Source organism: Paraburkholderia sp. FW306-02-B (assembly GCF_058782725.1).
In genome coordinates, this window is record NZ_JBYSXZ010000001.1 from 1,594,095 (window position 1) to 1,619,223 (window position 25,129).

Sequence of the window (25,129 nt, forward strand, 5' to 3'; positions counted from 1 at the left end):
CGGCGCGACCCGCCAGGTCCCGCCGCAAAAACGGTGCATGATCCGCTCGCGGCGAGCGCTGCCGCCGCGGCGTGCATTCGTGCGCATGTCGCTCGCATTTTGCTGGGTTGAGGCCCTGCTTTACGGTATAATCCGTTTTTCCCGCGAGCATCCAGCGATGACCAAATATGTTTTCGTCACCGGCGGCGTAGTATCTTCCCTCGGCAAGGGTATTGCCGCCGCTTCCCTCGCCGCGATCCTCGAATCGCGCGGTCTTAAAGTCACCCTCCTCAAGCTCGATCCCTACATCAACGTCGACCCCGGCACGATGAGCCCGTTTCAACACGGCGAAGTGTTCGTGACGGAAGACGGGGCGGAGACTGACCTCGACCTCGGCCACTATGAGCGCTTCATCAGCACGAAGATGCGCAAGGCCAACAACTTCACCACGGGCCAGATTTACGAATCGGTGATCCGCAAGGAACGCCGCGGCGACTATCTCGGCAAGACGGTGCAGGTCATCCCGCACATCACGAACGAAATCCAGGCATTCATCGAGCGCGGCGCTGCGTCGGCGACATGCGGCGAGCCGGACGTCGCGATCGTCGAAGTGGGCGGCACGGTGGGCGACATCGAATCGCTGCCGTTCCTCGAAGCCGCGCGTCAGATGAGCCTGCGCATGGGCCGTAACAGCGCGTGCTTCGTGCACCTCACGCTGGTGCCGTGGGTCGCCACCGCCGGCGAACTGAAAACCAAGCCTACCCAGCATAGCGTGCAGAAGCTGCGTGAAATCGGCATCTCGCCGCACGTGCTGCTGTGCCGTGCCGACCGCCGCATTCCGGACGACGAACGCGCGAAGATCTCGATGTTCTCGAACGTCCCGGAAGACGCGGTGATTTCCGTGTGGGACGCGGACAGCATCTACAAGATTCCGCAGATGCTGCACGACCAGGGGCTCGACGCGATCATCTGCGAAGAACTCAAGCTCACGCCGAAGGCGGCCGATCTGTCGATGTGGTCGAACCTCGTCGAAAAGCTCGAGCATCCGCAACACGAAGTCACGATCGGCATGGTCGGCAAGTATGTCGATCTGACCGAGTCGTACAAGTCGCTGATCGAAGCGTTGCGCCACGCCTCGATGCACACGGCGACCCGTGTCAACATCGAATACATCGATTCGGAAGAGGTCGAGACGCAAGGCGTCGAGAGCCTCAAGCATCTGGATGCGGTACTCGTGCCGGGTGGCTTTGGCCGTCGCGGCACCGAAGGCAAGATCGCCGCGATCCGCTATGCGCGCGAAGCGAACGTGCCGTATCTCGGCATCTGTCTCGGCATGCAACTGGCCGTGATCGAATTCGCGCGCGACGTGGTCGGCCTGAAGGGTGCGAACAGCACCGAGTTCGATCAGGAAACCGAAAACCGCGTGGTCGCGCTGATCACCGAATGGCACGACCGCGAAGGCCGTGTCGAGAAGCGTACTGAAGAATCGGATCTGGGCGGCACGATGCGCCTCGGTTCGCAACGCTGCCCGATCAAGCCCGGCACGATGGCCGAAGAGATCTATGGCAAGGACGTGAACGAACGCCACCGTCACCGTTATGAAGTCAATAACCGCTTCGTGCCCCAGCTCGAAGCCGGCGGCCTTATCATCAGCGCCCGTACCCCGAGTGAAGATCTGCCGGAAATGATGGAATTGCCGCGCAGCATGCACCCGTGGTTCGTCGGCGTGCAGTTCCACCCGGAATTCACGTCCACGCCGCGTGACGGCCATCCGCTGTTCAAGTCGTTCGTCGAAGCGGCGCTCGCGCATCAGCAGTCGCGCGTCGAGGAGAAAGCATGAAACTGGGCGATTTCGAAATCGGGCTCGACAAGCCGTTTTTCCTGATCGCGGGCACCTGTGTCGTCGAATCCGAACAGATGACGATCGACACAGCCGGCCGGCTCAAGGAAATCTGCGCGAAGCTGAACATTCCGTTCATCTACAAATCGTCGTACGACAAGGCCAATCGCAGTAGCGGCAAGTCGTTTCGCGGTCTGGGCATGGACGAAGGTTTGCGCATCCTGTCGGAAGTGAAGCGCCAGCTCGGCTTACCGGTGCTGACCGACGTGCACGCGGAGCACGAAATCGAGCAGGTTGCGTCAGTGGTCGACGTCCTGCAAACGCCTGCTTTCCTGTGCCGTCAAACGGATTTCATCCACGCTTGTGCGCGTTCGGGCAAACCGGTCAACATCAAGAAAGGCCAGTTTCTCGCGCCGCACGACATGAAGAACGTGATCGACAAGGCGCGCGACGCTGCGCGTGAAGCCGGTCTGTCGGAAGACCGCTTCATGGCGTGCGAACGCGGTGTGTCGTTCGGCTATAACAACCTCGTGTCGGACATGCGTTCGCTCGCGATCATGCGCGAAACCAACGCGCCGGTCGTGTTCGACGCCACCCACTCGGTACAGTTGCCGGGCGGGCAGGGCACGAGCTCGGGCGGTCAGCGCGAATTCGTGCCGGTGCTGGCACGCGCGGCCGTGGCAACGGGCGTGGCGGGTCTCTTCATGGAAACCCATCCGAAGCCCGCGGAAGCCAGGTCGGACGGCCCGAACGCGGTGCCGCTGCATCGTATGGCCGATCTGCTCGAAACGCTTGTCACGCTCGATCGGGCCGTCAAGCGCGCGCCGTTCCTCGAAAGCGATTTCAACTGATTCAGGCGTTCGCGGCGTGTCACGATTGGCCGGGCCACGATTGGCTTGCATGATCGGCACGATCGGTATCATTGGCACGCGGCGAATGCACGCAATGGTCGTCGAAAGCATCAAGGCGCGAGTAGTCTGCTGGGGAGACCAGCATGCGCCGGATGCCGTTTCACAGTAAAGAATTCAACGTCATTTCTTGAGGAAACCATGAGTGCTATCGTAGATATCATCGGTCGAGAGATTCTCGATTCGCGAGGCAACCCCACCGTCGAATGCGACGTGCTGCTCGAGTCGGGCACGATGGGCCGCGCTGCGGTGCCGTCGGGCGCATCGACGGGTTCGCGCGAAGCGATCGAACTGCGCGACGGCGAAACCGGCCGTTACGGCGGCAAGGGCGTGCTGAAGGCCGTCGAGCACATCAACACTGAAATCTCCGAAGCGATCATGGGCCTCGACGCTTCCGAGCAGGCGTTCCTCGACAAGACCCTGCTGGAACTCGACGGCACGGACAACAAGTCGCGCCTCGGCGCAAACGCGATGCTGGCTGTTTCGATGGCCGTCGCGAAGGCTGCTGCTGAAGAAGCCGGCCTGCCGCTGTACCGCTACTTCGGCGGCTCGGGCGCGATGCAACTGCCGGTGCCGATGATGAACATCGTCAATGGCGGTGCGCACGCGAACAACAGCCTGGACATCCAGGAATTCATGATCGTGCCGGTCAGCCAGCCGACCTTCCGCGAAGCACTGCGCTGCGGCGCGGAAGTGTTCCACGCGCTGAAGAAGATCCTCTCCGACCGCGGCATGAGCACGGCAGTCGGCGACGAAGGCGGCTTCGCACCGAACTTCGGCAGCAACGACGAATGCCTGTCGACCATCCTGCAAGCCATCGAAAAAGCCGGCTACCGCGCCGGTGAAGACGTGCTGCTCGCGCTCGACTGCGCAGCGAGCGAGTTCTACCACGACGGCAAGTACCAGTTGGCGGGCGAAGGCCTGCAACTGTCGTCGACGGAATTCGCAGACTACCTGGCGAACCTGGCAGACAAGTTCCCGATCGTCTCGATCGAAGACGGTATGCACGAAAGCGACTGGGCGGGCTGGAAGACGCTGACCGACAAGCTCGGCAAGAAGGTCCAGCTGGTGGGCGACGACCTGTTCGTCACCAACACGCGCATCCTGAAGGAAGGCATCGAGAAGGGCATCGCCAACTCGATCCTGATCAAGATCAACCAGATCGGTACGCTGACGGAAACCTTCGCCGCGATCGAAATGGCCAAGCGCGCCGGCTACACGGCCGTGATCTCGCACCGCTCGGGCGAAACCGAAGATTCGACGATTGCCGATATCGCAGTCGGCCTGAACGCCGGTCAGATCAAGACGGGTTCGCTGTCGCGTTCGGACCGCATCTCGAAGTACAACCAGTTGCTGCGTATCGAAGAAGACCTCGGCGATATCGCCAGCTACCCGGGCAAGTCGGCGTTCTACAATCTGCGCTAAATGGCCGGTTTGCTAGCGCTGACCGATGACCCGGTTCACCTTCGTTTCTGATTGACCTCGCCGCCCTGCGTATAGCGCAGGGCGGCGTGTATTTATTGTGCTTACTTCATGCGGCTTGTCACTGCTGTCCTGATCGTTCTGCTGGCGCTGATCCAGTACCCGCTCTGGTGGGGGCACGGCGGATGGTTGCGCGTGCACGAGTTGCAGCAGCAACTGGCGCAGCAACAACAGAAGAACGTCGATGCGAAGCTGCGCAACGAGCGTATCCAAGGCGAAGTGCAGGATTTGCAGAACGGTACGGCCGCTGTCGAAGAACGGGCGCGCTACGAAATGGGCATGGTGAAGGACAGCGAAGTGTTCGTGCAGTTCGTGTCGCCGAACGCGCCGTTGCCGACTGCGAATACGCCGTCAGTCACCACTTCGACGCGCGGTGAGATGTCGGCCGCGCCGCTTCACGTGGTGCCGAATCCGGAGTCGCGTGCGAAGGCGGATCGCAAGCACGGCGGTAAAGTGGCGAAAGACAGGAAGGCGACACACTAAGCCTTGCTACGTAAGCCGGGTTCAGGACGCAGAACGCAAAAAAAGCGCGGTGAAAACCGCGCCTTTTTGTTTGGGTCGTCATGCCGTCATGCCAGTATGTCAGCCCCTTGCCGTATCGGCATATATCTTCTCAGCATATGTCCGCTTCGAGTTACCAGCCCCAGTACGGTCCGTAACCGACGCCGACCCCGGTGCCCCAGCCGTGTCCCCAACCGCCGCCGTAATAACTGCCGTACACGCTGACGGGCGGCGCGTAATAACGCGACCACGCTTGCGCGGCGCTCTCAGCGGCAATTGCCTGATTCTGTTCGGACAATACTTGCTGATCGATTGCGTCATAGCGCTGGCGCTCTTCAGGCGTCAGCCGACGGCCCGTGCTGGCGATACCCGACTGGTCAGCCGGCAGGCGGCTATAAATCGGCGACGGGCCCGGTGGGTCCATTACACAACCGGTCAGCGCGGCGCTGCCTGCGATAGCGGACAGTACGGCTAACGCGCGTGCGTAATGCATCAACGAAGTAGGGATGTTCATTTTCGATCTCCATCGGTCGGACGCCTAAGCAAACCATGCGCGGCGCGCACCGCCAATGATCCAACGCAATGATCAAAGATACCGCGCCGCCCGGCCGATGAAAAGGCAGTAGGCGGCGCGGTATTTTACTGCCGTAACACGGGCCTCGCGAACCGGCGTCGCTGAGCCGGTCAGTGCCGCTGGGCGGCAGCGGGCGTCACGCCTTGTGAGAGCGCGCTGGCGACAAAAAGTTGCGCCACGTCGACCGGATCGAATTCGTACCGTTGGTTACAGTATTCGCAATGGATCTCGACGTGACCGCGTTCTTCGATCACGCCGGCCACTTCGTCGCGGCCCAGCATCTTCAGCATGGCGCCGACTTTTTCACGCGAACAGGTGCATTCGAAGCGCGCCGTGGCCGGTTCGAAGTGCTGGACGTTTTCCTGCCAGAAGAGGCGCCGGAACACCGTTTCGGGCTCTTCCTTCAGCAGTTCGTCTTGCGATAGCGTGCCGCCGAGCGTGCAGACTCGCTCCCACGTATCCGCGTCCAGGTCGCCCGGATGCGGGACGATGCCGCCGTCGCCGGGCAGCTTTTGCAACAGCATGCCGACCGCGCGCTCGGTATTCGCCGCAAGCCACAAGCGCGTGTCGAGCTGCTCCGAGTGATGCATATAGTGCTCGAGCACTTCCGCCATCGATTTGAGCGGGCCATCCACGCCCGACAGCGGCACGATACTTTGATACGGCTGCTGACCGGGCTGCTTGTCCTGCGGATCGAGCGTGATTACGCAACGACCGTGACCGCCCGCGTTGACCAGTTCGATCATGGTGGCGTCGTCGCCGATCGTGTTGTCCGCTTCGCCGGAAAATTTGGCGGTCGCACGCATCGACAGGTCGGAACTACATTGCACCACCAGCATCTTGGCCGGGCCGTCGCCGAAGATCTGCATGATGAGCGTGCCGTTGAACTTGAGATTCGCCGACAGCAGCGCGCACGCCGCCATCATCTCGCCGAGAATCGTCCGCACGGGCGCGGGGTAATCGCGGCGCGTCAGCACTTCTTGCCACGTATTACGCAGTGAAACGATTTCTCCGCGCACCGGCGCCGCGCTGAACATGAATTTTTGCAACTGGTCGCTCACAACTTTTCCTCGGTCGAATGACGCAGCCTGATGCTGCGTCTTGCGCGCCGTGCGCTACGGCTGGTTAGCCGATGCGCACAAGCTGCGCCTTGAAATATTCGCGGCGCTCGGCGTAGCTCGCCGTGCCGCGCTGCATATTGGCGATGTCCATCCCGGTCAGTTCGCGCACCACTTTGGCGGGCGCGCCGAGAATCAGCGAATTGTCGGGAAACACTTTGCCTTCCGTGACGATGGCGCCCGCTCCGACCAGACAGTTGCGGCCAATTACCGCACCATTCAAGACCACTGCCTGAATTCCGATCAGCGAGCCTTCCTTGATCGTGCAGCCGTGCAGCATGACCTGGTGGCCGATCGTCACGTTCGGCTCGACCGTCAGCGGAAAGCCGGGGTCGGTGTGGAGCACCGAGTTTTCCTGGACGTTGCTGCCGGCGCCGATAGTAATCGGCTCGTTGTCGCCACGAATGGTCGCGCCGAACCAGACGCTCGAATTTTCCTCGAGCGTCACATTGCCGATGATGTTCGCCGAATCCGCGACGAACACGCTTTCATGGATGGTCGGGGCGGCTTCGCCAAGCTTGTAGATTGTCACAGTGTCTCCTGTTGGTCGGTCGCCGCGAGCGCTGGCTGGGGCTGGAGCCCGCCGGAAACGTCCAATCGGGGCCGGTTGGCCTGCCGAGCCGGCACTGCAGGCGCACGCGAAAGTCGAATCGAGTATTGTAAACGTTTGTGTGGTTGGGCCGCTCGGCGTTGCCGCCGGCTGTCCGACGCGCTGCCGTGCCCGCTGTGTCCCGCCGTGTCCTCGCCGTGTCCTTAGCCGCACACTTTGCCGTTCCAATTGCCGACCCGTTTGCCATGATTTCCGCTGCTCCGTCCGTTCCCTTTGTCCCGTCCCTGTCGAACTGCGCGCGTACTGGCGCTCTTGCCGCGTTGCGCGAAGTCGACCCGGCAAGCAAGGCTGCCGCGGCTCGCGCTCTATATGTTGCAGTGCTCGGCGGCAGCCAGGGATGCGCTGAAAACCTCGAACTCGAAGAGCCCTCCGGTTTGCCCGGCCGTCCCGAGCGGCCCGAACTGGTCGAGCCGCGCAAGCTGGGGCGGCGCAGCATGCAATCGCCAGAAGGGCGCGCCATCTTGCTGCACGCGCTCGCGCACATCGAATTCAACGCGATCAACCTTGCGCTCGACGCTGTCTGGCGCTTTGCCGGCATGCCCGCTGCGTTCTACGTCGACTGGCTCAAAGTCGCGGCCGAAGAGGCGCATCATTTCTCGCTGCTGGTCGCGCGGCTCGCGGAATTCGGCCATACCTACGGCGATTTCCCCGCACACGACGGCCTTTGGGACATGTGTGAGCGCACTCGCGACGACGTGCTCGCGCGCATGGCGCTGGTGCCGCGCACGCTCGAAGCGCGCGGTCTCGACGCCTCGCCGCCGATCCGCGCACGCTTGCAACAGGCCGGCGACCATGCGTCCGCGGCGATTCTCAACGTGATCCTGCGCGACGAGATCGGCCACGTGCTGATCGGCAATCGCTGGTTTCGCTATTTGTGCGAGCAGGGCGGTCTCGATCCGCACGTCACCTACACGCGTCTTGCCGAGCAGTATCACGCACCGAAATTACGCGGTCCGTTCAATTTCGAAGCGCGCCGCGACGCCGGTTTCGACGAAGCCGAGTTAGCCGCGCTGGTCGCTCTGGCGGGGTTGGAGCAAGCTCGGTCCGCCGTGGACTGAGGCGTTCTTCCAGGCATCATCCAAGCGCATCGTCCGGCTATCTCGTTATAATCGAACGACCATTCTTTTTCGGGCGCGTCGTTCATGAATACCTCTCAGTCTGAGTTCATCGCCGTGCGCGGCGTCCATCTTCACGTGCGACGCTGGGGCAATCCGGACGCGCCGAAGCTGTTCATGCTGCACGGCTGGATGGATGTGGCGGCGTCGTTTCAGTTCGTCGTCGATGCGTTGGGCGGCGATTGGCAGGTGATCGCGCCTGACATGCGCGGCTTCGGTTTGTCCGACTGGCCGGTGGCCGAGCGTGGCGGAGGCAACTACTGGATTCCGGACTATCTCGGCGATCTCGACGCGCTGCTCGACCACTACGCGCCGACCGGCGAAGTCAATCTGGTGGGCCACAGCATGGGCGCGAACATCGTCTGCCTGTATGCGGGCGTGCGGCCGGAGCGGGTGCGGCGCGTGGTCGACCTGGAAGGCTTCGGTCTCGCGCCGTCGCACTCGGCGCAAGCGCCCAAGCGCCTGCGCAACTGGCTCGACGAATTGCGCGACCCGCCGCAACTGAAGCGCTATGCGTCGCTCGACGAGGTCGCCGGCCGTCTGATCAAGACCAATCCGCGCCTTGCGCCGCAGCGCGCGCAGTTCCTCGCCCAGCATTGGTCGAAGCCGGACGGAGAAGGGCGCTTCATGTTGCTCGCCGATCCGGCGCACAAGCTGCGCGGACCGACGCTATACCGGATCGACGAAGTGATGGCCGTATGGCGCAAAGTGAGCGCGAAAGTGCTGCACGTCGAGGCGGCCAATTCGCCGACGCTCGCACAGATTGCCGGTGAAATCCCACTCGACGAATTCAAGGCACGCTTTCAGGCGTTTCCGAACTGGCGCGAAAAAATCATCGACGAAGCGGGGCACATGGTGCACCACGACCAGCCGGAGCAGGTCGCCGCCTTGATCGAAGGGTTTTGTGCCTGAATTTTTACAAAAAGTTTAAGGAATAAGGTCGGCGCCGAGAGATAGCGCTGCGGCCACTTACTGCGTTGCAGTAAAATGGCCGCAGAACCTTTTCAAGACACAGATGAACGCCGACCTCCACTGCCACTCCACCGTTTCCGACGGCCAGTTCGCGCCGGCCGATGTCGCGCGCCGCGCGCACGCGGGCGGCGTGACGCTGTGGGCATTGACCGACCACGATGAAATCGGCGGCCAGCAGGAGGCGCGTAGCGCCGCGCAAGCGCTGGGCATGGATTATCTGAGCGGCGTAGAGATTTCGGTGACGTGGGCCTCGCGCACGGTGCACATCGTCGGACTCGGCATCGATCCGACCAGCGCGATCCTGATCGACGGCCTCGCGCGCACGCGCAACGGCCGCGCCGCGCGGGCCGAAGCGATTGGCGAACAACTGGCCACGCTCGGCATTCCGGATGCCTATCAAGGCGCGCTGAAGTACGTTTCCAACCCGGACATGATTTCGCGCACGCACTTCGCACGCTTCATGGTCGAAAGCGGCTACGCCAGTTCGACGCAAGACGTTTTCACCCGCTTTCTCGGCGATGGCAAGGCCGGCTACGTGCCGCATCGCTGGGCCAGGCTGGCCGACGCGGTCGGCTGGATCAAGGCAGCCGGCGGCGAGGCGATCGTCGCGCACCCGGGCCGGTATGCGTACACGCCAGTCGAATTCGACGCGTTTTTCGCCGAATTCATCGATCTGGGCGGCAAGGCGATCGAAGTGGTGACGGGTAGCCACACGCCGGATCAGTATCGCGAATACGCTGATGTCGCACGCCGTTTCGGCTTCGAGGCGTCGCGCGGTTCCGATTTTCACGCGCCCGGCGAGGGCCGTATCGAACTCGGCACGCTGCCGCCGCTGCCCTCCGATCTCAAGCCCGTCTGGGAACGTTGGCTGTGATCGCGCGCCGTGCCACGGCGGCACGACACGTGAAGCGGCCGTCATCCCGGGCGCGTGCGCCCGCCCGATTCCTCCCCTGTAGTGACCGTTAGTCATCATGTCCCAATACTTTCGGCTTCACCCGGATAATCCGCAGCCGCGCCTCGTCAAACAGGCCGTACAGATCATCAACGATGGTGGCGTCGTCGCGTTGCCGACCGATTCGAGCTACGCGATCGCCTGTCATCTCGACGACAAGGACGCGGTCGAGCGTTTGCGGCGGATTCGCGGGCTCGACGAGAAGCAATTGCTGTCGCTGCTGGTGCGCGATCTGTCCGAGCTGGCGAACTTCGCGATGGTCGATAACCGCCAGTACCGGCTGATCAAATCGGTGACGCCTGGACCCTACGTGTTCGTGTTGCAGGCGACGAGAGAAGTGCCGCGGCGCCTGTCGCATCCGTCGCGCAAAACGATCGGCTTGCGGGTGCCCGATCACGCGATCACGCTGGCGATTCTCGAAGAGCTCGGTCAGCCGCTACTCGGCTCGACACTGATCATGCCGGGCGAAACCCAGCCGCTGAACGATCCGGAAGAAATCCGTGTGCGCCTCGAAAAGCAGCTCGATCTGGTGATCGACGGCGGCCCCTGCGTGTGCGAGCCGTCGACCGTGATCGATCTGACCGGTGCCGAGCCGGTGCTGGTGCGGGCAGGGCGCGGTTCGCTCGCGCCATTCGGTCTCGAAGAGACGGCATGAGCGAAAGCGGACAGACGCACGCAATCACGTTGTTACAATAGAGAAATATGGATTCTTCCCTGATACAAACCATTGCGGTGTACGCGTTGCCGGTGATTTTCGCGATCACGCTGCACGAAGCCGCACATGGCTACGTCGCGCGCTGGCTCGGCGACAATACCGCGTACGTGCTCGGCCGCGTCTCCATTAATCCGATGCGGCACATCGATCCGCTTGGCACGATCGCGATTCCCTTGCTGCTGTACTTCGCGACCAGCGGCGCGTTCATGTTCGGTTACGCGAAGCCGGTGCCGGTCGCCTTCGGCAATCTGCGCAATCCGCGCTGGGGCAGCCTGTGGGTCGCGGCGGCGGGCCCGCTGTGCAATTTCGTGCAGGCGCTGGTGTGGGGCTTGATCGGCGTCGCGCTCGCGGTGCTGAGCGTCGATGAGCCGTTCTTCACGCGGATGGCCGCAGCCGGTGTCGGCGTGAACCTCGTGCTCGGCGTGCTCAACCTGTTCCCGTTGCCGCCGCTCGACGGCGGCCGCGTGCTGATGGCGCTGTTGCCGCCGCGGCAGTCGATCGCGCTGTCGCGCCTCGAACCGTACGGCTTTTTCATCGTCATGGCGCTGGTGATGACGGGCACGCTGACGCGTTATTGGTTGAGTCCACTCGTCATGCTCGGCTACGGTGCGATCACCGCAATTCTGACTCCACTTGTTTCGCTTTTCTAAATAACCATGTTCCCAGACCGTATCTTCTCCGGCATGCGGCCCACCGGGTCGCTGCACCTCGGCCACTACCACGGCGTGCTGAAAAACTGGGTACGGCTGCAGTCCGAATACCCGTGCTTCTTCTGTGTGGTCGATTGGCACGCGCTGACGACGCACTACGAAACGCCCGAAGTGATCGAACAGAACGTGTGGGACGTGCTGATCGACTGGCTCGCTTCCGGTATCGATCCGGCGCAGGCGACACTGTTCATCCAGAGCAAGGTGCCGGAGCATGCCGAACTCGCGCTGCTGCTCGGCATGAGCACGCCGCTCGGCTGGCTCGAACGCGTGCCGACCTACAAGGAGCAGCAGGAGAAGCTGAAAGACAAGGACCTGTCCACTTACGGCTTCCTCGGCTATCCGGTGCTGATGGCGGCGGACATTCTGCTGTATCGCGGCTCGCTCGTGCCGGTCGGCGAAGATCAGGTGCCGCACGTCGAGATGACGCGTGAGATCGCGCGCCGTTTCAACTATCTGTACGGCCGCGAGCCGGGCTTCGAAGAGAAGGCCAATGAAGCGGCGAAGAAGCTCGGCGGAAAGCGCGCCAAGCTCTATCACGAGCTGCGCAACGCCTATCAGCAGGAAGGCGACGACGAGGCGCTCGAACAGGCGCGCGCGATGTTGCAGGAGTCGCAAAGTCTGTCGATGAACGATCGCGAGCGGCTGTTCGGCTACCTCGAAGGTTCGCGCAAGATCATTCTGGTCGAGCCGCAGGCCATGCTGACGGAAGCGTCGCGCATGCCGGGTCTGGATGGCCAGAAAATGTCGAAGTCGTACGGCAACACGATCGGCCTGCGCGAAGACGCGGACACGATCACGAAGAAAGTCCGCACCATGCCGACCGACCCGGCGCGCGTGCGCCGCACCGATCCGGGCGATCCGGACAAGTGCCCGGTGTGGCAGCTGCACCAGGTCTACACCGACGAAGCCACGCACGAGTGGGTGCAGAAGGGCTGCCGTTCGGCGGGTATCGGTTGCCTCGAGTGCAAGCAGCCGGTGATCGAAGGCATCCTGCGTGAACAGCAGCCGATGCTCGAGCGCGCGCAGAAGTATATGGACGATCCGTCGCTGTTGCGCGCGATCGTCGCCGACGGCTGCGACAAGGCCCGCAAGTTCGCCACGGAAACGATGCGCGACGTGCGTGAGGCGATGGGCCTGTCGTATAACTGACGCGCACGCTTGCGTGATGAGCACTCCCGGCATTGCATTGCACGGAAACGGCGAACTGTCGCGCTGGGTGAGCCATTGGGCGCATCTGGTCGCGGCGGGCGGCGCGGTGCTCGACGTCGCGTCGGGAGCAGGGCGGCACGCGCGTTTTTTTGCGTCGCTGGGTCATCCGGTGACCGCTCTCGACCGCGATGCGGCAGCGCTTGCCGCGATGCGCGACGAGCCGCTCGTCACGACACTCGCGGCTGATATCGAAGGCGCCGCGTGGCCTTTGCCTGACGACGCGAAATTCGCCGCCGTCGTGGTCACGAACTACCTGCATCGGCCGCTTTTCCCGCAGCTTTTGCGCTCGCTTGCGCCGGGCGGCGTGCTGATTTACGAGACTTTCGCGCAAGGCAATGAAAGGGTCGGCAAGCCGTCGAATCCGGCGTTTTTGCTCGCGCCCGGCGAGTTGCTCGACGTCGTGCGCGGCCACCTTCGCGTGGTCGCGTTTCAGGACGGTTTTCTCGCGCAGCCGCGCCCGGCTTACGTCCAGCGGATCTGCGCAATTCTGGAGGCGGAGCGCTCAGCCGACCTTGCAGAGGCGGCACCCCCGCCTTGTTACGAGTTGGCTGGCTAATCCGCTACAATCGCGGTTTACCTGATCAAATTCATGGCGTTTCATGACTAACGGCAACCAAAGCGGCATTCGCAACAGCAACGACGGCGTCCAGATTCGCGGCAGCATTCCTGCCATCATCACTCCGATGCTTGAAGACGGCAGCCTCGATCTGCCGGCGTTTCGCAAACTGATCGACTGGCACATCGCAGAGGGCACGAACGCACTGGTCGTGGTCGGCACGAGCGGCGAGTCGGCCACGTTGTCGGTCGAAGAACACGTGTTGATGGTCAAGACGGCGGTCGAGCACACGGCGGGCCGGATTCCGGTGATCGCGGGCTCGGGCGGCAACTCCACCACCGAAGCAATCGAGCTCACGCAGCAGGCCAAAGAGGTCGGCGCGGACGCCACGCTGCAGGTCGTGCCGTATTACAACAAGCCGACTCAGGAAGGCATCTATCGCCACTTCGCGAAGATCGCCGAAACCGTCGATCTGCCGGTGATCCTGTACAACGTGCCGGGCCGCACCGTCGCGGACATGAGCAACGAAACGATCCTGCGTTGCGCGCAGGTGCCGGGCATCATCGGTGTGAAGGAAGCCACCGGCAACATCGATCGCGCCGCGCATCTGATCAAGTCGGCGCCCGCGCATTTCGGCATCTACAGCGGCGACGATCCCACCGCGATCGCGCTGATGCTGCTCGGCGGCCACGGCAACATTTCGGTCACCGCGAACGTCGCGCCGCGCGCAATGAGTGAGCTATGCAAGGCCGCGCTCGCCGCGGACGCCAGGACCGCCCGTGAGATTCACCTGAAGCTTCTGTCGTTGCACAAGAACCTGTTCATCGAATCGAACCCGATTCCGGCGAAATGGGTGTTGCAGCAACTCGGCCGTGTGCAGGGCGGGATCCGCCTGCCGCTCACGCCGCTCGACGCGCAATACCACGAAGTGGTGCGCGCCGCGCTGCGCGAAGCGGGCCTGTTGGGCTAAGCGGATCAAGCCGCAGCCCTCACCAGCGCTAACCCAAGCCCGCCACGGCACTCCCTTAACCGACGTCGATCCAGCCCACGTTCCCGGCACACAGAACCAGGCACCGCGTTCCAGCATCACGAAGGACCACATGAAACGTTCCGCACTTTCCCTCCACGCAACCCGCATGGCGGCGCTGGCGCTTGCCCTCACGACGCTCGCCGGCTGTGACACGCTGAACGACTGGTTCGCTTCAGACCGCGTCAACTACAAGGGCGCGGGCAGCGCACCGCCGCTCGCCGTTCCGGGCGATCTGACGACCACCCCGACCGACCAGCGCTACGTCGCGCCTCCGGCCAACTTGGCACTGGGCGGCGCGCAGCAACGCGCGGTGACGGCTGCCGGCAATTCCACCGAAGGCCAGCCGAATGCGCAAGACCCGTACGGCATGCACATCGAGCGCGACGGCAACCGCCGCTGGCTGGTGGTCGACGGCCGCTCGCCGGAACAACTGTGGTCGCAGTTGCAGGAGTTCTGGCAGGAAAACGGCTTTGTGCTGAAAACCGACGCCCCGGCCACCGGCATCATGACAACCGACTGGGCCGAAAACCGCGCGAACATTCCGGACGACTGGTTCCGCCGCACGGTCGGCAAAGTGATCGACTTCGCGTACTCGTCGGGTACCCGCGACAGCTTCCGCACGCTCGTGTCGCGCGGTCCGGCCGGCGCCACCGACATTTCGATCACGCATAGCGCGATGGAAGAAATGCTGACAGGCCAGGACAAGACGTCGTCGCGCTGGGAAGAGCGTCCGCGCGATCCGGCACTCGAAGCACTGTTCCTTACCAAACTGATGCAGAAGTTCGGCCTGACCGAAGCCCAATCGAAGCAGTTGTTGACCGAGGCACGCCCGGCTACCGCGCCGGCCACGATCGACCAGAGCGCGGGTGCATCGACGCTCGACTTGCAGGAATCGTTCGACCGCGCGTGGCTGCGTGTGGGCCTGGCGCTCGATCGCACCAACTTCACGGTGGACAACCGCGATCGCGCGAAGGGCATCTACTACGTGCGTTACGCGGATTCGATGGCGGAACTGAAGAAGGAAGGGCTCTTCGGCAAACTGTTCTATAGCGGCAATTCGTCGAAGAAGCCGGGTCAGGAATTCCTCGTCAACGTGCGCTCGAAGGGCGACACGGTGACGCAGGTGGCGGTGCTGGACGCGAACGGGCAGGTGGATAACTCGTCCGACGCGCAGCGCATCGTGTCGCTGCTGCACGCGCAACTGAACTAAGCGGACCGTGCGGTTCGCCAGTCTCGGCAGCGGCAGTGAAGGCAATGCCTTGCTGGTGGAGGCGCAAAGCGGTACGACTACCACCCGCGTGCTGCTCGACTGCGGCTTTTCGGCCAGGGAAGTCGAGCGGCGTCTGACGCGGCTCGGCGCGGGAGTCGAAGGTCTCGACGCCATTCTGATCACGCATGAACACAGCGACCACATTGGCGGCGCGTTGACGCTGGCGCGCAAGTGGTCGATTCCGCTGTACATGAGCTGGGGCACCGCGCGCGCGGTGGGCGCCGACGAATCCGATGTCGACCTGCAGGTGCTGTGGGGCGACGAAGCAGTGGCGATCGGCGACCTCAGCATTCTGCCTTATACCGTTCCCCATGACGCCCGCGAGCCGCTGCAATACGTGCTCTCCAACGGCGCGAGCCGCCTCGGCGTGCTGACCGATGTCGGCACCTCCACGCCGCACATCAGCGCCGTGCTGAGCGGTTGCGACGCGCTGGTGCTCGAATGCAATCACGACGTGCGGATGCTGGCGGGCAGTCGCTACCCGCAGTCGCTGAAGGCGCGCATCGGCGGCGATCACGGGCATCTGAACAACGACGCGGCGGCTGAAATTCTGGCTTCGCTCGACCGTTCGCGCTTGCGCCATCTGGTCGCCGCGCATCTGAGCCAGCAGAATAACTTACCGGAACTGGCGCAAGCCGCGATGGCGGCTGTGCTGGGTTCAGCGCCGACCGAGGTGGTGGTGGCTTCACAGGATGATGGCTTTGCCTGGCTGAGTCTTTAGCCCGGTTTCGGCTGCTGGCGCTGTGAGCCGCGCCTGACGCGACGCCGTGCAAAGAAAAACGCCCATGACGAGCAATCGTCATGGGCGTTTTTTTCGAGGCAGGTGCCTTTTAGCGCCGCACCCCAAGGTCAAACCTTAGTTGCGGTTGCCGCCGAAGATGCCGAGCAGCGCGAGCAGGTTGACGAACACGTTATACAGATCCAGATAGATCGCGAGCGTGGCGGTGACGTAATTCGTCTCGCCGCCGTTCACCACGCGCTGCACGTCGAACAGCATGTAGGCCGAGAAGATCACGATCGCCATCACCGAGACCGTCAGCATCAACGCCGGCAGATGCAGGAATACGTTCGCGACCGACGCCAGCAGCAGGACGATCACGCCCATGAACAGCCACTTGCCGAGGCCGGAGAAATCGCGCTTGCTGACCGTGGCGATCGTCGCCATCGACGCGAAGATCACACCAGTGCCACCGAAGGCGAGCATGATCAGCGACGGGCCGTTCGAAAAACCGAGCACGAAGCTCAGGATGCGCGACAGCATCAGGCCCATGAAGAACGTGAAGCCGAGCAGTACGAAGACGCCGATGGCGCTGTCTTTGGTTTTCTGGATCGCGAACATGAAGCCGAAGGCGATCGCGAAGAACGCCAGCATGCTCATGCCGGGGCTGGTAGCGGCGAACAGCGAGAAACCGGTGGCTACGCCCACCCACGCGCCGAGCACTGTCGGAATCATTGACAGCGCGAGCAGCCAGTAGGTGTTCCGTAGCACGCGGTTGCGTGTTTCGACCGTGCTGACCGCGCCAGTGCGGCCAAAGCTATACGGATGTTCGTTCATGGTCTCTCCTTACGTCAGAAGCATGTTGCGTCGTGGTTTATGCAGCGCCGGCCGGGATTTTTTGCCGCCAGTCGCGTGGTGCGTCCATTCCTAAGATTGGCGCAGAGGCGGGGAGTTTCAATGCCCCGAAAATGTCCACACGGCCTACGCTACCAGCAATCAGAAAGTCCTGCTTGAAGTCTTTCAGTGCTGTAAGGGTTCAATCGCAATCATACACGGGAACATGCTACAATAGCGGATTCATTTAAATCTGTAACCTCTTAATTTTTTGGAGTTTTTATGGCGATCGAACGCACCCTGTCGATTATCAAGCCGGACGCAGTGGCCAAGAACGTGATCGGTCAGATCTACAGCCGCTTCGAAAACGCTGGTCTGAAGATCATTGCGTCGCGCATGGTTCATCTGTCGCGCGCCGATGCAGAGAAGTTCTACGCCGTGCACGCCGCACGTCCGTTCTTCAAGGACCTGGTCGATTTCATGATCTCGGGCCCGGTGGTCGTGCAAGCGCTGGAAGGCGAAAACGCGATCCTGAAGCACCGCGATCTGATGGGCGCCACGGACCCGAAGAAGGCAGAAAAGGGCACGATCCGCGCCGACTTCGCCGACAGCATCGACGCTAACGCGGTGCACGGTTCGGACGCAGCTGAAACGGCAGCTGTCGAAATCGCGTTCTTCTTCCCGCAAGTGAACGTCTACTCGCGTTAATGCCTGAATAGCCTCGTGCGATTCGTGCAGCCGATTTGATTAATCGCACGAATTGCCCGGCAAAGTAGTAAGGTAAAGCAGCAGGAATGGGCGCGAACGGCATTGCGTTCATGCAGCTTGTTGCATGAACGCAGTCTCGCACTGAAATGGCAGGATTCGATATGACGAGCAGTCCCACCGTCAACCTTCTCGACCTCGACGCCCAAGGGCTTGTCGCTTACTGCGACAGCCTGGGCGAGAAGCCGTTTCGCGCCAAGCAATTGCAGCGTTGGATTCACCAGTACAACGCCGCCGACTTCGACGGCATGACCGATCTGGCGAAGTCCTTGCGCGAAAAGCTCAAAGGGCGCGCAACCATCAAGATGCCCGGCATCGTCAGCGATCATATTTCGACCGACGGCACACGCAAGTGGCTGATCGACGTCGGTAACAGCAACGCGGTCGAGACCGTTTTTATCCCCGAAGAAACTCGCGGCACGCTGTGCGTGTCGTCGCAGGCCGGGTGCGCGGTCAACTGCCGTTTCTGTTCGACCGGCAAACAGGGTTTCTCACGCAATCTCACCACTGGCGAAATCATCGGCCAACTGCGTATGGCTGAGTTTGCGCTGCGCGCGTCGCTCGGTGCGGCCGGCGGCCGTGCCACGGGTGGCGAAGGCAAGGGCGAGCGCGTCGTCACGAACGTCGTGATGATGGGCATGGGCGAGCCGCTGCTGAACTACGACGCAGTGGTGCCCGCCATGCGTCTGATGCTCGACGACAACGCGTACGGCCTGTCGCGCCGGCGCGTTACGCTGTCCACCTCGGGCGTGGTGCCGATGATGGACCGGCTCGGCGCGGATCTGCCGGTGGCGCTCGCGGTCTCGTTGCATGCGCCCAGCGACCCGCTGCGCGACATGCTGGTGCCGCTGAACAAGAAGTACCCGCTGCGCGAACTGATGGCGGCATGCCAGCGCTATCTAAAAGTCGCGCCGCGCGATTTCATTACGTTTGAATATTGCATGCTCGACGGTGTGAACGACAGCGAAGCGCAAGCGCGCGAATTGCTCGCCGTCACGCGCGACGTGCCGTGCAAATTCAACCTCATTCCGTTCAATCCGTTCCCCGAGTCGGGCCTCATCCGTTCGAAGCCGGAACAGATCAAACGGTTTGCGCAAGTGCTGATGGACGCGGGCGTCGTCACCACGGTGCGCAAAACACGCGGCGATGATATCGATGCTGCCTGCGGTCAGCTGGCCGGTGCGGTGAAAGACCGCACGCGCCTCGCTGAGCGCACCGGGAAGGCAGCGAAGATAATCGAGGTTCGCGCCGTGTAATCGCACGAGGCGGCAGGACGCAGGTGTTCGGCGGATAGCGCCGCGCAGGTGCAAAAACCCTCCGCGCCACGGGCGATTGAAAAGAAAGTTTGCAGAAGCGATCGGAAGCGGCGCATAAGGCCGCACATTTTGTTATAAACGGTCTGCGATTCGGACGTGAGGCAGTTCGCCTGGCCGAGTCGCACAAGTGAAAAAGAATCGACGCGAAAGGATTTGGGATGAGTGAGCCGCAGCACCCGCAGCCGCACGAGGCAGACACGAACGCAGACCAGCCGGCGCCGGTCGCTCGGGCGGTGGTGCAGCCTGTTGCTCAGACCGGCTTGGATTCGTTGGCGGCAGTGGGCGCGCGCTTGACTCAATTGCGCGAATCGAAAGGCTGGACGATCGACGACGTGTCGGCGCGTCTGAAAGTGTCCGCGATCAAATTGCGCGCGCTCGAGTCGGGCGATATCAGCCATCTGCCGGATACGACGTTCGCGCTCGGCGTGATGCGCAGCTACGCGAAGATGCTCGGCGCGGATCCCACGCCATTCACGCAGGCGCTGCGCCGCGAGAAGGGTGTGCCAGCACCGGATCTGTCGATGCCTGCGTCGTCTGGCAGGGATTTGCCGCGCGGCCGGGTGTCGCTGTCGCTCGGCAGCGGCGGACAAAAAAGCCGCTCGTGGCTGTGGGGCATTGCAGCGGTCATCGTCGCGGTGATCGCGCTGGGTATGTGGCATACCAATGGCGGTGATTCGTCGGCGTGGCTCGCACGTTTGAAGGCGAGCGCAAACGGCGCGGCTGGCGGCGCGACCGGCGCATCGGGCGCGGTAGCGCAGGGGCCGGCGGCAGCCTCCGAGGCGGCGGTCGAAGTTGCGTCCGAAGCTGCTTCCGCGCCGGAAACGCAGGCCGCAGTGGGCAACGCAGCGTCGGCTACGCCGATGCCCGCGCCGCTGGCGACCGGCACGGCGCCGTCTGCGCCGCCGGTGACGGCAGCACCCGCGGTCGCTGCGGCGCCGAAGGCTGGTTCGCAGGTCCAGGTCGCCGCGCAAGGCGCGAGCGCCGCGGCCGGTGCAGCTGCCGAACAGGTGGCAACCGCAGGCGAGGCGATCGTCGCGCTGCGCGTGACACAAGACAGCTGGTTCAGCGTGCGCGGGAAGGACGGCAAGGAGGTGTTCTCCGGCCTCGTGCACGCAGGCGATACGAAGGAAGTAACAGGCGCGGCCCCTTTCAAGGTCACGATTGGCAACAAGGCCGGTCTCGAGTCGATTACGCTCGATGGCCAGCCGGTCGATCCGTCGAAATATTCGGCAGCGAAGGGTAATGTGGCACGCTTCGCGCTGCCTTAATAGATATGGCATGCGTCGCGGCCAAGCGGGTCGCGGCGCTTTCTCAATTCAGGCGCGACGGTTTTTGTGTGGCGCCTGCGGCGTAAATGGGTTTTTCGATGCAATCCGAGGCTCAATCCCAATCCAGTAGCAAGATTGTTTCAAACGAGCCGGTGTTCGGCGGCCAGGCTGCGCGGCGCGTGTCGCACGCGGTCGACGTCCGTTGGGGCGGCCAGCTCGTCACGATCGGCGGCGATGCGCCCGTGCGCATCCAGTCGATGACCAACACCGATACCGCGGACGCGATCGGCACCGCGATCCAGATCAAGGAATTGGCGCAAGCCGGTTCGGAACTGGTGCGTATCACGGTCAACACGCCGGAGGCGGCCGCTGCGGTGCCGGCCGTGCGCGAGCAGCTCGACCGTATGGGTGTGTCGGTGCCGCTGGTCGGCGATTTTCACTACAACGGTCACTTGCTGCTGCGCGATTACCCCGCGTGCGCGGAGTCGCTGTCGAAGTACCGGATCAATCCGGGCAACGTCGGCCACGGCGCGAAGCGCGACACGCAGTTCGCGCAGATGATCGAAGCGGCGGTGAAGTACGACAAGCCTGTCCGTATCGGCGTGAACTGGGGCAGTCTCGATCAGGACCTGCTCGCGAAAATGATGGACGAAAACGCCGCGCGTTCCACGCCGTGGGAAGCGCAGAGCGTGATGTACGAAGCGCTGATCCAGTCGGCGATCGGTTCGGCGGAGCGCGCGGTCGAACTCGGTTTGGCTCGCAACAAAATCATCCTGTCGTGCAAGGTCAGCGGTGTGCAGGATCTGATCGCGGTGTATCGCGAACTGGCGCGCCGTTGCGAATTCGCGCTGCATCTGGGCCTGACCGAAGCGGGCATGGGGTCGAAGGGCATCGTCGCGTCGACGGCTGCGTTGTCCGTGTTGCTGCAGCAAGGCATCGGCGACACGATCCGTATCTCGCTGACGCCGGAACCGGGCGCGTCGCGCACCGGCGAAGTGATCGTCGGCCAGGAAATCCTGCAGACCATGGGTCTGCGCTCGTTCACGCCGATGGTGATCGCGTGCCCGGGTTGCGGCCGTACCACCAGCACGCTGTTCCAGGAACTGGCCTCGCAAATCCAGACCTATCTGCGTACGCAAATGCCGGTGTGGCGCGATCAATATCCGGGCGTCGAGAAGATGCACGTCGCGGTGATGGGCTGCATCGTCAACGGTCCGGGTGAATCGAAGCAGGCGAACATCGGTATCAGCTTGCCGGGTTCGGGCGAAAATCCGGCCGCGCCGGTGTTCATCGACGGCGAGAAGGTCAAAACGTTGCGCGGCGATAATATCGCGCAAGAATTCCAGCAAATCGTGAGTGACTACGTCGAGCGCCGCTATGGTCGCGCCGAAGCACTCAACTAAACACCGTCAATCGAAGACAGATGACTGAACAGAAGAAAAAGCTCGAAAAGTTGTCCGGCGTGAAGGGCATGAACGACGTCCTTCCGCAGGAAGCCGGGCTGTGGGAATTTTTCGAAACGACCGTCAAGTCGATGCTGCGTTCGTATGGATACCAGAATATTCGTACGCCGATCATCGAGCATACGCAGTTGTTTAAGCGTGGTATCGGCGAAGTGACCGACATCGTCGAGAAAGAGATGTACAGCTTTACCGACGCGCTGAATGGCGAAAATCTGACGATGCGCCCGGAAAATACCGCGGCTGTCGTGCGCGCGGCGATCGAACACAACATGCTGTACGACGGCCCGAAGCGCCTGTGGTACATCGGCCCGATGTTCCGCCACGAGCGTCCGCAACGCGGTCGTTACCGGCAGTTCCATCAGGTCGGCGTCGAAGCATTGGGCTTTGCGGGCCCGGACGCGGATGCTGAAATCATCATGATGTGCCAGCGTCTGTGGGACGACCTCGGCTTGATGGGCATCAAGCTCGAAATCAATTCGCTGGGTCTCGCTGAAGAGCGCGCGGCACATCGCGTCGAGTTGATCGCGTACCTCGAAAAGCACATGGACGTGCTCGACGAAGACGCGAAGCGCCGTCTCTACACGAACCCGCTGCGCGTGCTGGATACGAAGAATCCGGCATTGCAGGAAATCGCGCAGAACGCGCCGAAGCTGATCGATTTTCTCGGCGAAGAATCGCTCGCGCACTTCGAAGGTTTGCAGCGCATTCTGAAAACGAACAACATTCCGTTCACGATCAATCCGCGTCTCGTGCGCGGTCTCGATTATTACAATCTGACCGTGTTCGAATGGGTCACCGACAAGCTCGGCGCACAAGGCACCGTCGCGGCCGGCGGCCGTTACGACCCGCTGATCGAGCAACTCGGCGGTAAACCGACGGCCGCATGCGGCTGGGCGATGGGCGTCGAACGTATCCTCGAATTGCTGAAAGAAGACAAGCTCGTGCCGGAAGACGAAGGCTGCGACGTGTACGTGGTCCATCAGGGCGACGCGGCGCGCGAGCAGGCCTTCATCATCGCCGAGCGTTTACGCGATACGGGTCTCGACGTGATCCTGCATTGCAGCGCCGACGGTCAAACCGCCAGCTTCAAATCGCAGATGAAACGTGCCGATGCAAGCGGTGCGGCATTCGCGGTCGTGCTCGGCGAAGACGAGATCGCCAACGACACGGTCGGCGTCAAGCCCCTGCGGGATACAAGTTCTAGCGGCGGTAAAAACGCGCAACATAACGTGCCCGCCGAAGACTTGACCGAATTTCTAATCAATGCGATGGTTGCAACCGCCGAAGACGGCGACGACTGATCGCGATGTCGTCGAGCCCATCGGCTCGACACGCACACGTATCAAGAAAGAGGAAATCGCCGGGCAATGAGTTACCACGACGAACAAGAATCGATTGAAAGTCTGAAAGCATGGTGGACGCAGTGGGGTAATGCAACCACGTGGATCGTGCTGGTGGCACTGGTTGCCGCAGCCGGATGGAACGGCTGGAATTTCTGGCAACGGCGTCAGGCGGCGGAAGCCGCAGTGCTGTATGACCAGGTGCAGCAAGCCGTTGCATCGGGCGACAAGGCGAAGATCACGCGCGTCGCCACCGACATGGAAGACAAGTTCAGCCGCACCGCGTATGCGCAGATGACCGCGCTGGGCGCCGCGAAGGCGCTGTATGCCGCGGGCGACGAAGCTGCGGCGAAGGTCCAGCTGCAATGGACCATCGATCACGCGAAAGACGACGAGTTCAAGCAGATCGCCAAGCTGCGTCTCGCTTCGCTGCTGCTCGACGACAAGGCTTACGACCAGGGCCTCGCGCTGCTCGCCGAGCCGCAGTCCGATGCGTTCAAAGGCATTGTGGCGAACGGCCGCGGTGACTTGCTCGCCGCTCAAGGCAAGCGCGACGATGCGCGCACGGCGTACAAGCTCGCGCTCGATTCGCTGTCGAAAAACGATAGCTCGGCACGCCAGTTGATTCAGTTCAAGCTGGACGCGTTGGGCGGCTAATCGTTGCAGGCGGCGCGCCGCGTGCAACGATCAACCGGTCTCCTTTAATTAATTTCCTGAATGCTTCGTCCACCGATGAATCTGCTGAAACGTTACGCTGTGCCCGTTGCCTGTGCGATGACTGTCCTCACCATGGCGGCTTGCTCATCCACGAAAGACGAGCGCCGCGTGCCGACGCCGCTCACCGAGTTCAAACCCGTGCTCGACGTGCAGCAGGCGTGGAAGACGAGCGTGGGCAAGGCCGGTCGTTACCTGTTCTCGCCGGTCGCGGTCGGCAATGCGGTGTACGCGGCCGGCGCGAACGGCTCGGTCGCGAAGATCGACGCGCAAACCGGCAAGGACATCTGGCGCGTCAAGCTGCACGATGACCTCTCGGCAGGCGTCGGCAGCGACGGCACGTTGACGGCGGTCGGCGGTCTGAAGGGCGATGTCTACGTGCTGGGCGCCGACGGCAAGCAACTGTGGACCGCGAAGGCGCCTGGCGAAATCATATCGCCGCCGCTGGTCGGCAACGGCTTCGTGGTCGTGCGCACGGTCGACGGTCAGATCGTGGCGTTCAATGCGCAAACCGGCGAGCAGAAGTGGAATTACCGCAACCGTGCGGTGCCGCTGAATCTGCGTGTGTCGTCGGGCATGACGTTCGCGGGCGACGCGGCGGTGCTGGCCGGCTTCCCGGGCGGCGCGTTCGCTGCGATCAACCTGCAAACCGGCGACAACTACTGGCAGACGCCGGTGTCGTATCCAAAGGGCGTGACCGAAGTCGAGCGGATCAACGACGTGACGGGGCCGCCCACGCTGGTCGGTTCGCAAACTTGCGCCGTGACTTTCCAGGGCCAGATTGGCTGCTTCGACGCGAATTCCGGGCGTGCGGTGTGGGAGAAGACATTCTCGAGCACGAGCGGTCTGGCGCAGGATGATCGCGCCGTGGTGGCGGGCGACGACTGGTCGGTGGTGTCGGCGTTCGACGTCAACACCGGTGCGCCGCTGTGGCAAAACGACAAGCTGAAGAACCGCGAGGTCAGCGTGCCGTTCCTGCTGGGCCACGCCGCAGTGCTGGGCGACTACCAGGGCTACGTGCACTTCCTGTCGCGCGACGACGGCACGCTCGTGGCTCGCGTGAAGACCGACGGCAGCGCGATCACCGCGGCACCGGTGCTGGCCGGCGAAACGCTGGTGGTACTGACGCACGACGGCGATCTGTACGGCTACCGTCCGCGATAAGCTCGC

At 62.7% G+C, this 25,129-nt stretch carries 25 protein-coding genes; 21 read left to right on the forward strand and 4 right to left on the reverse strand.

The genetic code is table 11. The features are described from left to right. Positions 1-157 precede the first annotated feature (157 nt). The 4 genes from pyrG (at position 158) to ftsB (ending at position 4,692) form a co-directional block, all read left to right on the forward strand. On the forward strand, positions 158-1,819 hold the full coding sequence (gene pyrG, locus AC3WOG_RS07055) for a CTP synthase (protein WP_492577316.1): 1,662 nt from the start codon (positions 158-160) through the stop codon (positions 1,817-1,819). Continuing rightward, positions 1,816-2,670, forward strand: a complete 855-nt coding sequence (gene kdsA / locus AC3WOG_RS07060; RefSeq protein WP_492577317.1) for a 3-deoxy-8-phosphooctulonate synthase — start codon at positions 1,816-1,818, stop codon at positions 2,668-2,670. Before pyrG ends, kdsA begins: the two co-directional genes overlap by 4 nt. Positions 2,671-2,868: 198 nt before the next feature. Next, on the forward strand, positions 2,869-4,152 hold the full coding sequence (eno, locus tag AC3WOG_RS07065) for a phosphopyruvate hydratase (protein ID WP_012433549.1): 1,284 nt from the start codon (positions 2,869-2,871) through the stop codon (positions 4,150-4,152). Between the two features lie 108 nt (positions 4,153-4,260). After that, positions 4,261-4,692, forward strand: a complete 432-nt coding sequence (gene ftsB, locus AC3WOG_RS07070) for a cell division protein FtsB (protein WP_492577318.1) — start codon at positions 4,261-4,263, stop codon at positions 4,690-4,692. 151 nt (positions 4,693-4,843) lie between these two features. On the opposite strand, the gene AC3WOG_RS07075 is transcribed toward ftsB, so the two are convergent. From AC3WOG_RS07075 to AC3WOG_RS07085, 3 genes are all read right to left on the reverse strand, one after another. Continuing rightward, complete coding sequence (locus AC3WOG_RS07075) at positions 4,844-5,224, reverse strand: hypothetical protein (RefSeq protein WP_492577319.1); 381 nt, start codon at positions 5,222-5,224, stop codon at positions 4,844-4,846. Positions 5,225-5,394: 170 nt separating this feature from the next. Continuing rightward, on the reverse strand, positions 5,395-6,345 hold the full coding sequence (gene hslO, locus AC3WOG_RS07080; RefSeq protein ID WP_492577320.1) for an Hsp33 family molecular chaperone HslO: 951 nt from the start codon (positions 6,343-6,345) through the stop codon (positions 5,395-5,397). A gap of 64 nt (positions 6,346-6,409) precedes the next feature. After that, positions 6,410-6,934, reverse strand: coding sequence for a gamma carbonic anhydrase family protein (locus AC3WOG_RS07085; RefSeq protein WP_492577321.1), 525 nt, complete (start codon positions 6,932-6,934; stop codon positions 6,410-6,412). A gap of 263 nt (positions 6,935-7,197) precedes the next feature. Here AC3WOG_RS07085 and AC3WOG_RS07090 point away from each other — a divergent pair, with 263 nt between their 5' ends. The 10 genes from AC3WOG_RS07090 to AC3WOG_RS07135 all read left to right on the forward strand — a co-directional run bounded on the left by AC3WOG_RS07090 (position 7,198) and on the right by AC3WOG_RS07135 (position 16,262). After that, positions 7,198-8,070, forward strand: coding sequence for a ferritin-like domain-containing protein (locus AC3WOG_RS07090; protein ID WP_492577322.1), 873 nt, complete (start codon positions 7,198-7,200; stop codon positions 8,068-8,070). Positions 8,071-8,154: 84 nt separating this feature from the next. Next, positions 8,155-9,039, forward strand: coding sequence for an alpha/beta fold hydrolase (locus AC3WOG_RS07095; protein ID WP_492577323.1), 885 nt, complete (start codon positions 8,155-8,157; stop codon positions 9,037-9,039). 103 nt (positions 9,040-9,142) lie between these two features. Further along, a complete protein-coding gene (locus AC3WOG_RS07100) occupies positions 9,143-9,973 on the forward strand; it encodes a 3',5'-nucleoside bisphosphate phosphatase (RefSeq protein WP_492577324.1) in 831 nt (276 codons plus the stop codon). A gap of 97 nt (positions 9,974-10,070) precedes the next feature. Further along, positions 10,071-10,706, forward strand: a complete 636-nt coding sequence (locus tag AC3WOG_RS07105; protein ID WP_341315048.1) for an L-threonylcarbamoyladenylate synthase — start codon at positions 10,071-10,073, stop codon at positions 10,704-10,706. A gap of 47 nt (positions 10,707-10,753) precedes the next feature. Next, positions 10,754-11,416, forward strand: a complete 663-nt coding sequence (locus AC3WOG_RS07110) for a site-2 protease family protein (RefSeq protein ID WP_492577325.1) — start codon at positions 10,754-10,756, stop codon at positions 11,414-11,416. A gap of 6 nt (positions 11,417-11,422) precedes the next feature. Next, positions 11,423-12,625, forward strand: a complete 1,203-nt coding sequence (locus AC3WOG_RS07115) for a tryptophan--tRNA ligase (protein ID WP_492577326.1) — start codon at positions 11,423-11,425, stop codon at positions 12,623-12,625. Between the two features lie 16 nt (positions 12,626-12,641). Further along, the gene (locus AC3WOG_RS07120; RefSeq protein WP_492577327.1) at positions 12,642-13,241 is read left to right on the forward strand and encodes a class I SAM-dependent methyltransferase; all 600 of its coding nucleotides are present in this window, start codon (positions 12,642-12,644) and stop codon (positions 13,239-13,241) included. Between the two features lie 43 nt (positions 13,242-13,284). Next, positions 13,285-14,211, forward strand: a complete 927-nt coding sequence (gene dapA, locus AC3WOG_RS07125; RefSeq protein WP_492577328.1) for a 4-hydroxy-tetrahydrodipicolinate synthase — start codon at positions 13,285-13,287, stop codon at positions 14,209-14,211. A gap of 130 nt (positions 14,212-14,341) precedes the next feature. Then, positions 14,342-15,481 carry an NlpB/DapX family lipoprotein gene (bamC, locus tag AC3WOG_RS07130; protein WP_492577329.1) on the forward strand — a complete coding sequence of 380 codons (1,140 nt, stop codon included), beginning with the start codon at positions 14,342-14,344 and terminating at the stop codon, positions 15,479-15,481. Between the two features lie 7 nt (positions 15,482-15,488). After that, positions 15,489-16,262 (forward strand): MBL fold metallo-hydrolase, encoded by a 774-nt coding sequence (locus AC3WOG_RS07135; protein ID WP_492577330.1) that lies wholly within the window; start codon positions 15,489-15,491, stop codon positions 16,260-16,262. Positions 16,263-16,397: 135 nt separating this feature from the next. On the opposite strand, the gene AC3WOG_RS07140 is transcribed toward AC3WOG_RS07135, so the two are convergent. Next, the gene (locus AC3WOG_RS07140) at positions 16,398-17,096 is read right to left on the reverse strand and encodes a Bax inhibitor-1/YccA family protein (protein ID WP_492577331.1); all 699 of its coding nucleotides are present in this window, start codon (positions 17,094-17,096) and stop codon (positions 16,398-16,400) included. A gap of 279 nt (positions 17,097-17,375) precedes the next feature. Between AC3WOG_RS07140 and ndk the strand changes: the two genes are divergently transcribed. From ndk to bamB, 7 genes are all read left to right on the forward strand, one after another. Further along, positions 17,376-17,801 (forward strand): nucleoside-diphosphate kinase, encoded by a 426-nt coding sequence (gene ndk / locus AC3WOG_RS07145; protein WP_492577332.1) that lies wholly within the window; start codon positions 17,376-17,378, stop codon positions 17,799-17,801. A 161-nt stretch (positions 17,802-17,962) separates the two neighbouring features. Beyond that, the gene (rlmN, locus tag AC3WOG_RS07150) at positions 17,963-19,114 is read left to right on the forward strand and encodes a dual-specificity RNA methyltransferase RlmN (RefSeq protein ID WP_492577333.1); all 1,152 of its coding nucleotides are present in this window, start codon (positions 17,963-17,965) and stop codon (positions 19,112-19,114) included. 218 nt (positions 19,115-19,332) lie between these two features. Beyond that, complete coding sequence (locus AC3WOG_RS07155) at positions 19,333-20,442, forward strand: helix-turn-helix domain-containing protein (RefSeq protein WP_492577334.1); 1,110 nt, start codon at positions 19,333-19,335, stop codon at positions 20,440-20,442. A gap of 86 nt (positions 20,443-20,528) precedes the next feature. Then, the gene (ispG, locus tag AC3WOG_RS07160; protein WP_341315059.1) at positions 20,529-21,845 is read left to right on the forward strand and encodes a flavodoxin-dependent (E)-4-hydroxy-3-methylbut-2-enyl-diphosphate synthase; all 1,317 of its coding nucleotides are present in this window, start codon (positions 20,529-20,531) and stop codon (positions 21,843-21,845) included. Positions 21,846-21,865: 20 nt separating this feature from the next. Continuing rightward, entirely contained in the window at positions 21,866-23,206 is a 1,341-nt protein-coding gene (gene hisS, locus AC3WOG_RS07165; protein ID WP_492577335.1) for a histidine--tRNA ligase, read from the forward strand. Between the two features lie 66 nt (positions 23,207-23,272). After that, complete coding sequence (locus AC3WOG_RS07170) at positions 23,273-23,902, forward strand: YfgM family protein (RefSeq protein WP_492577336.1); 630 nt, start codon at positions 23,273-23,275, stop codon at positions 23,900-23,902. A 75-nt stretch (positions 23,903-23,977) separates the two neighbouring features. Then, positions 23,978-25,123 carry an outer membrane protein assembly factor BamB gene (gene bamB / locus AC3WOG_RS07175; RefSeq protein ID WP_492577337.1) on the forward strand — a complete coding sequence of 382 codons (1,146 nt, stop codon included), beginning with the start codon at positions 23,978-23,980 and terminating at the stop codon, positions 25,121-25,123. The last annotated feature ends 6 nt before the right edge of the window (positions 25,124-25,129 follow it).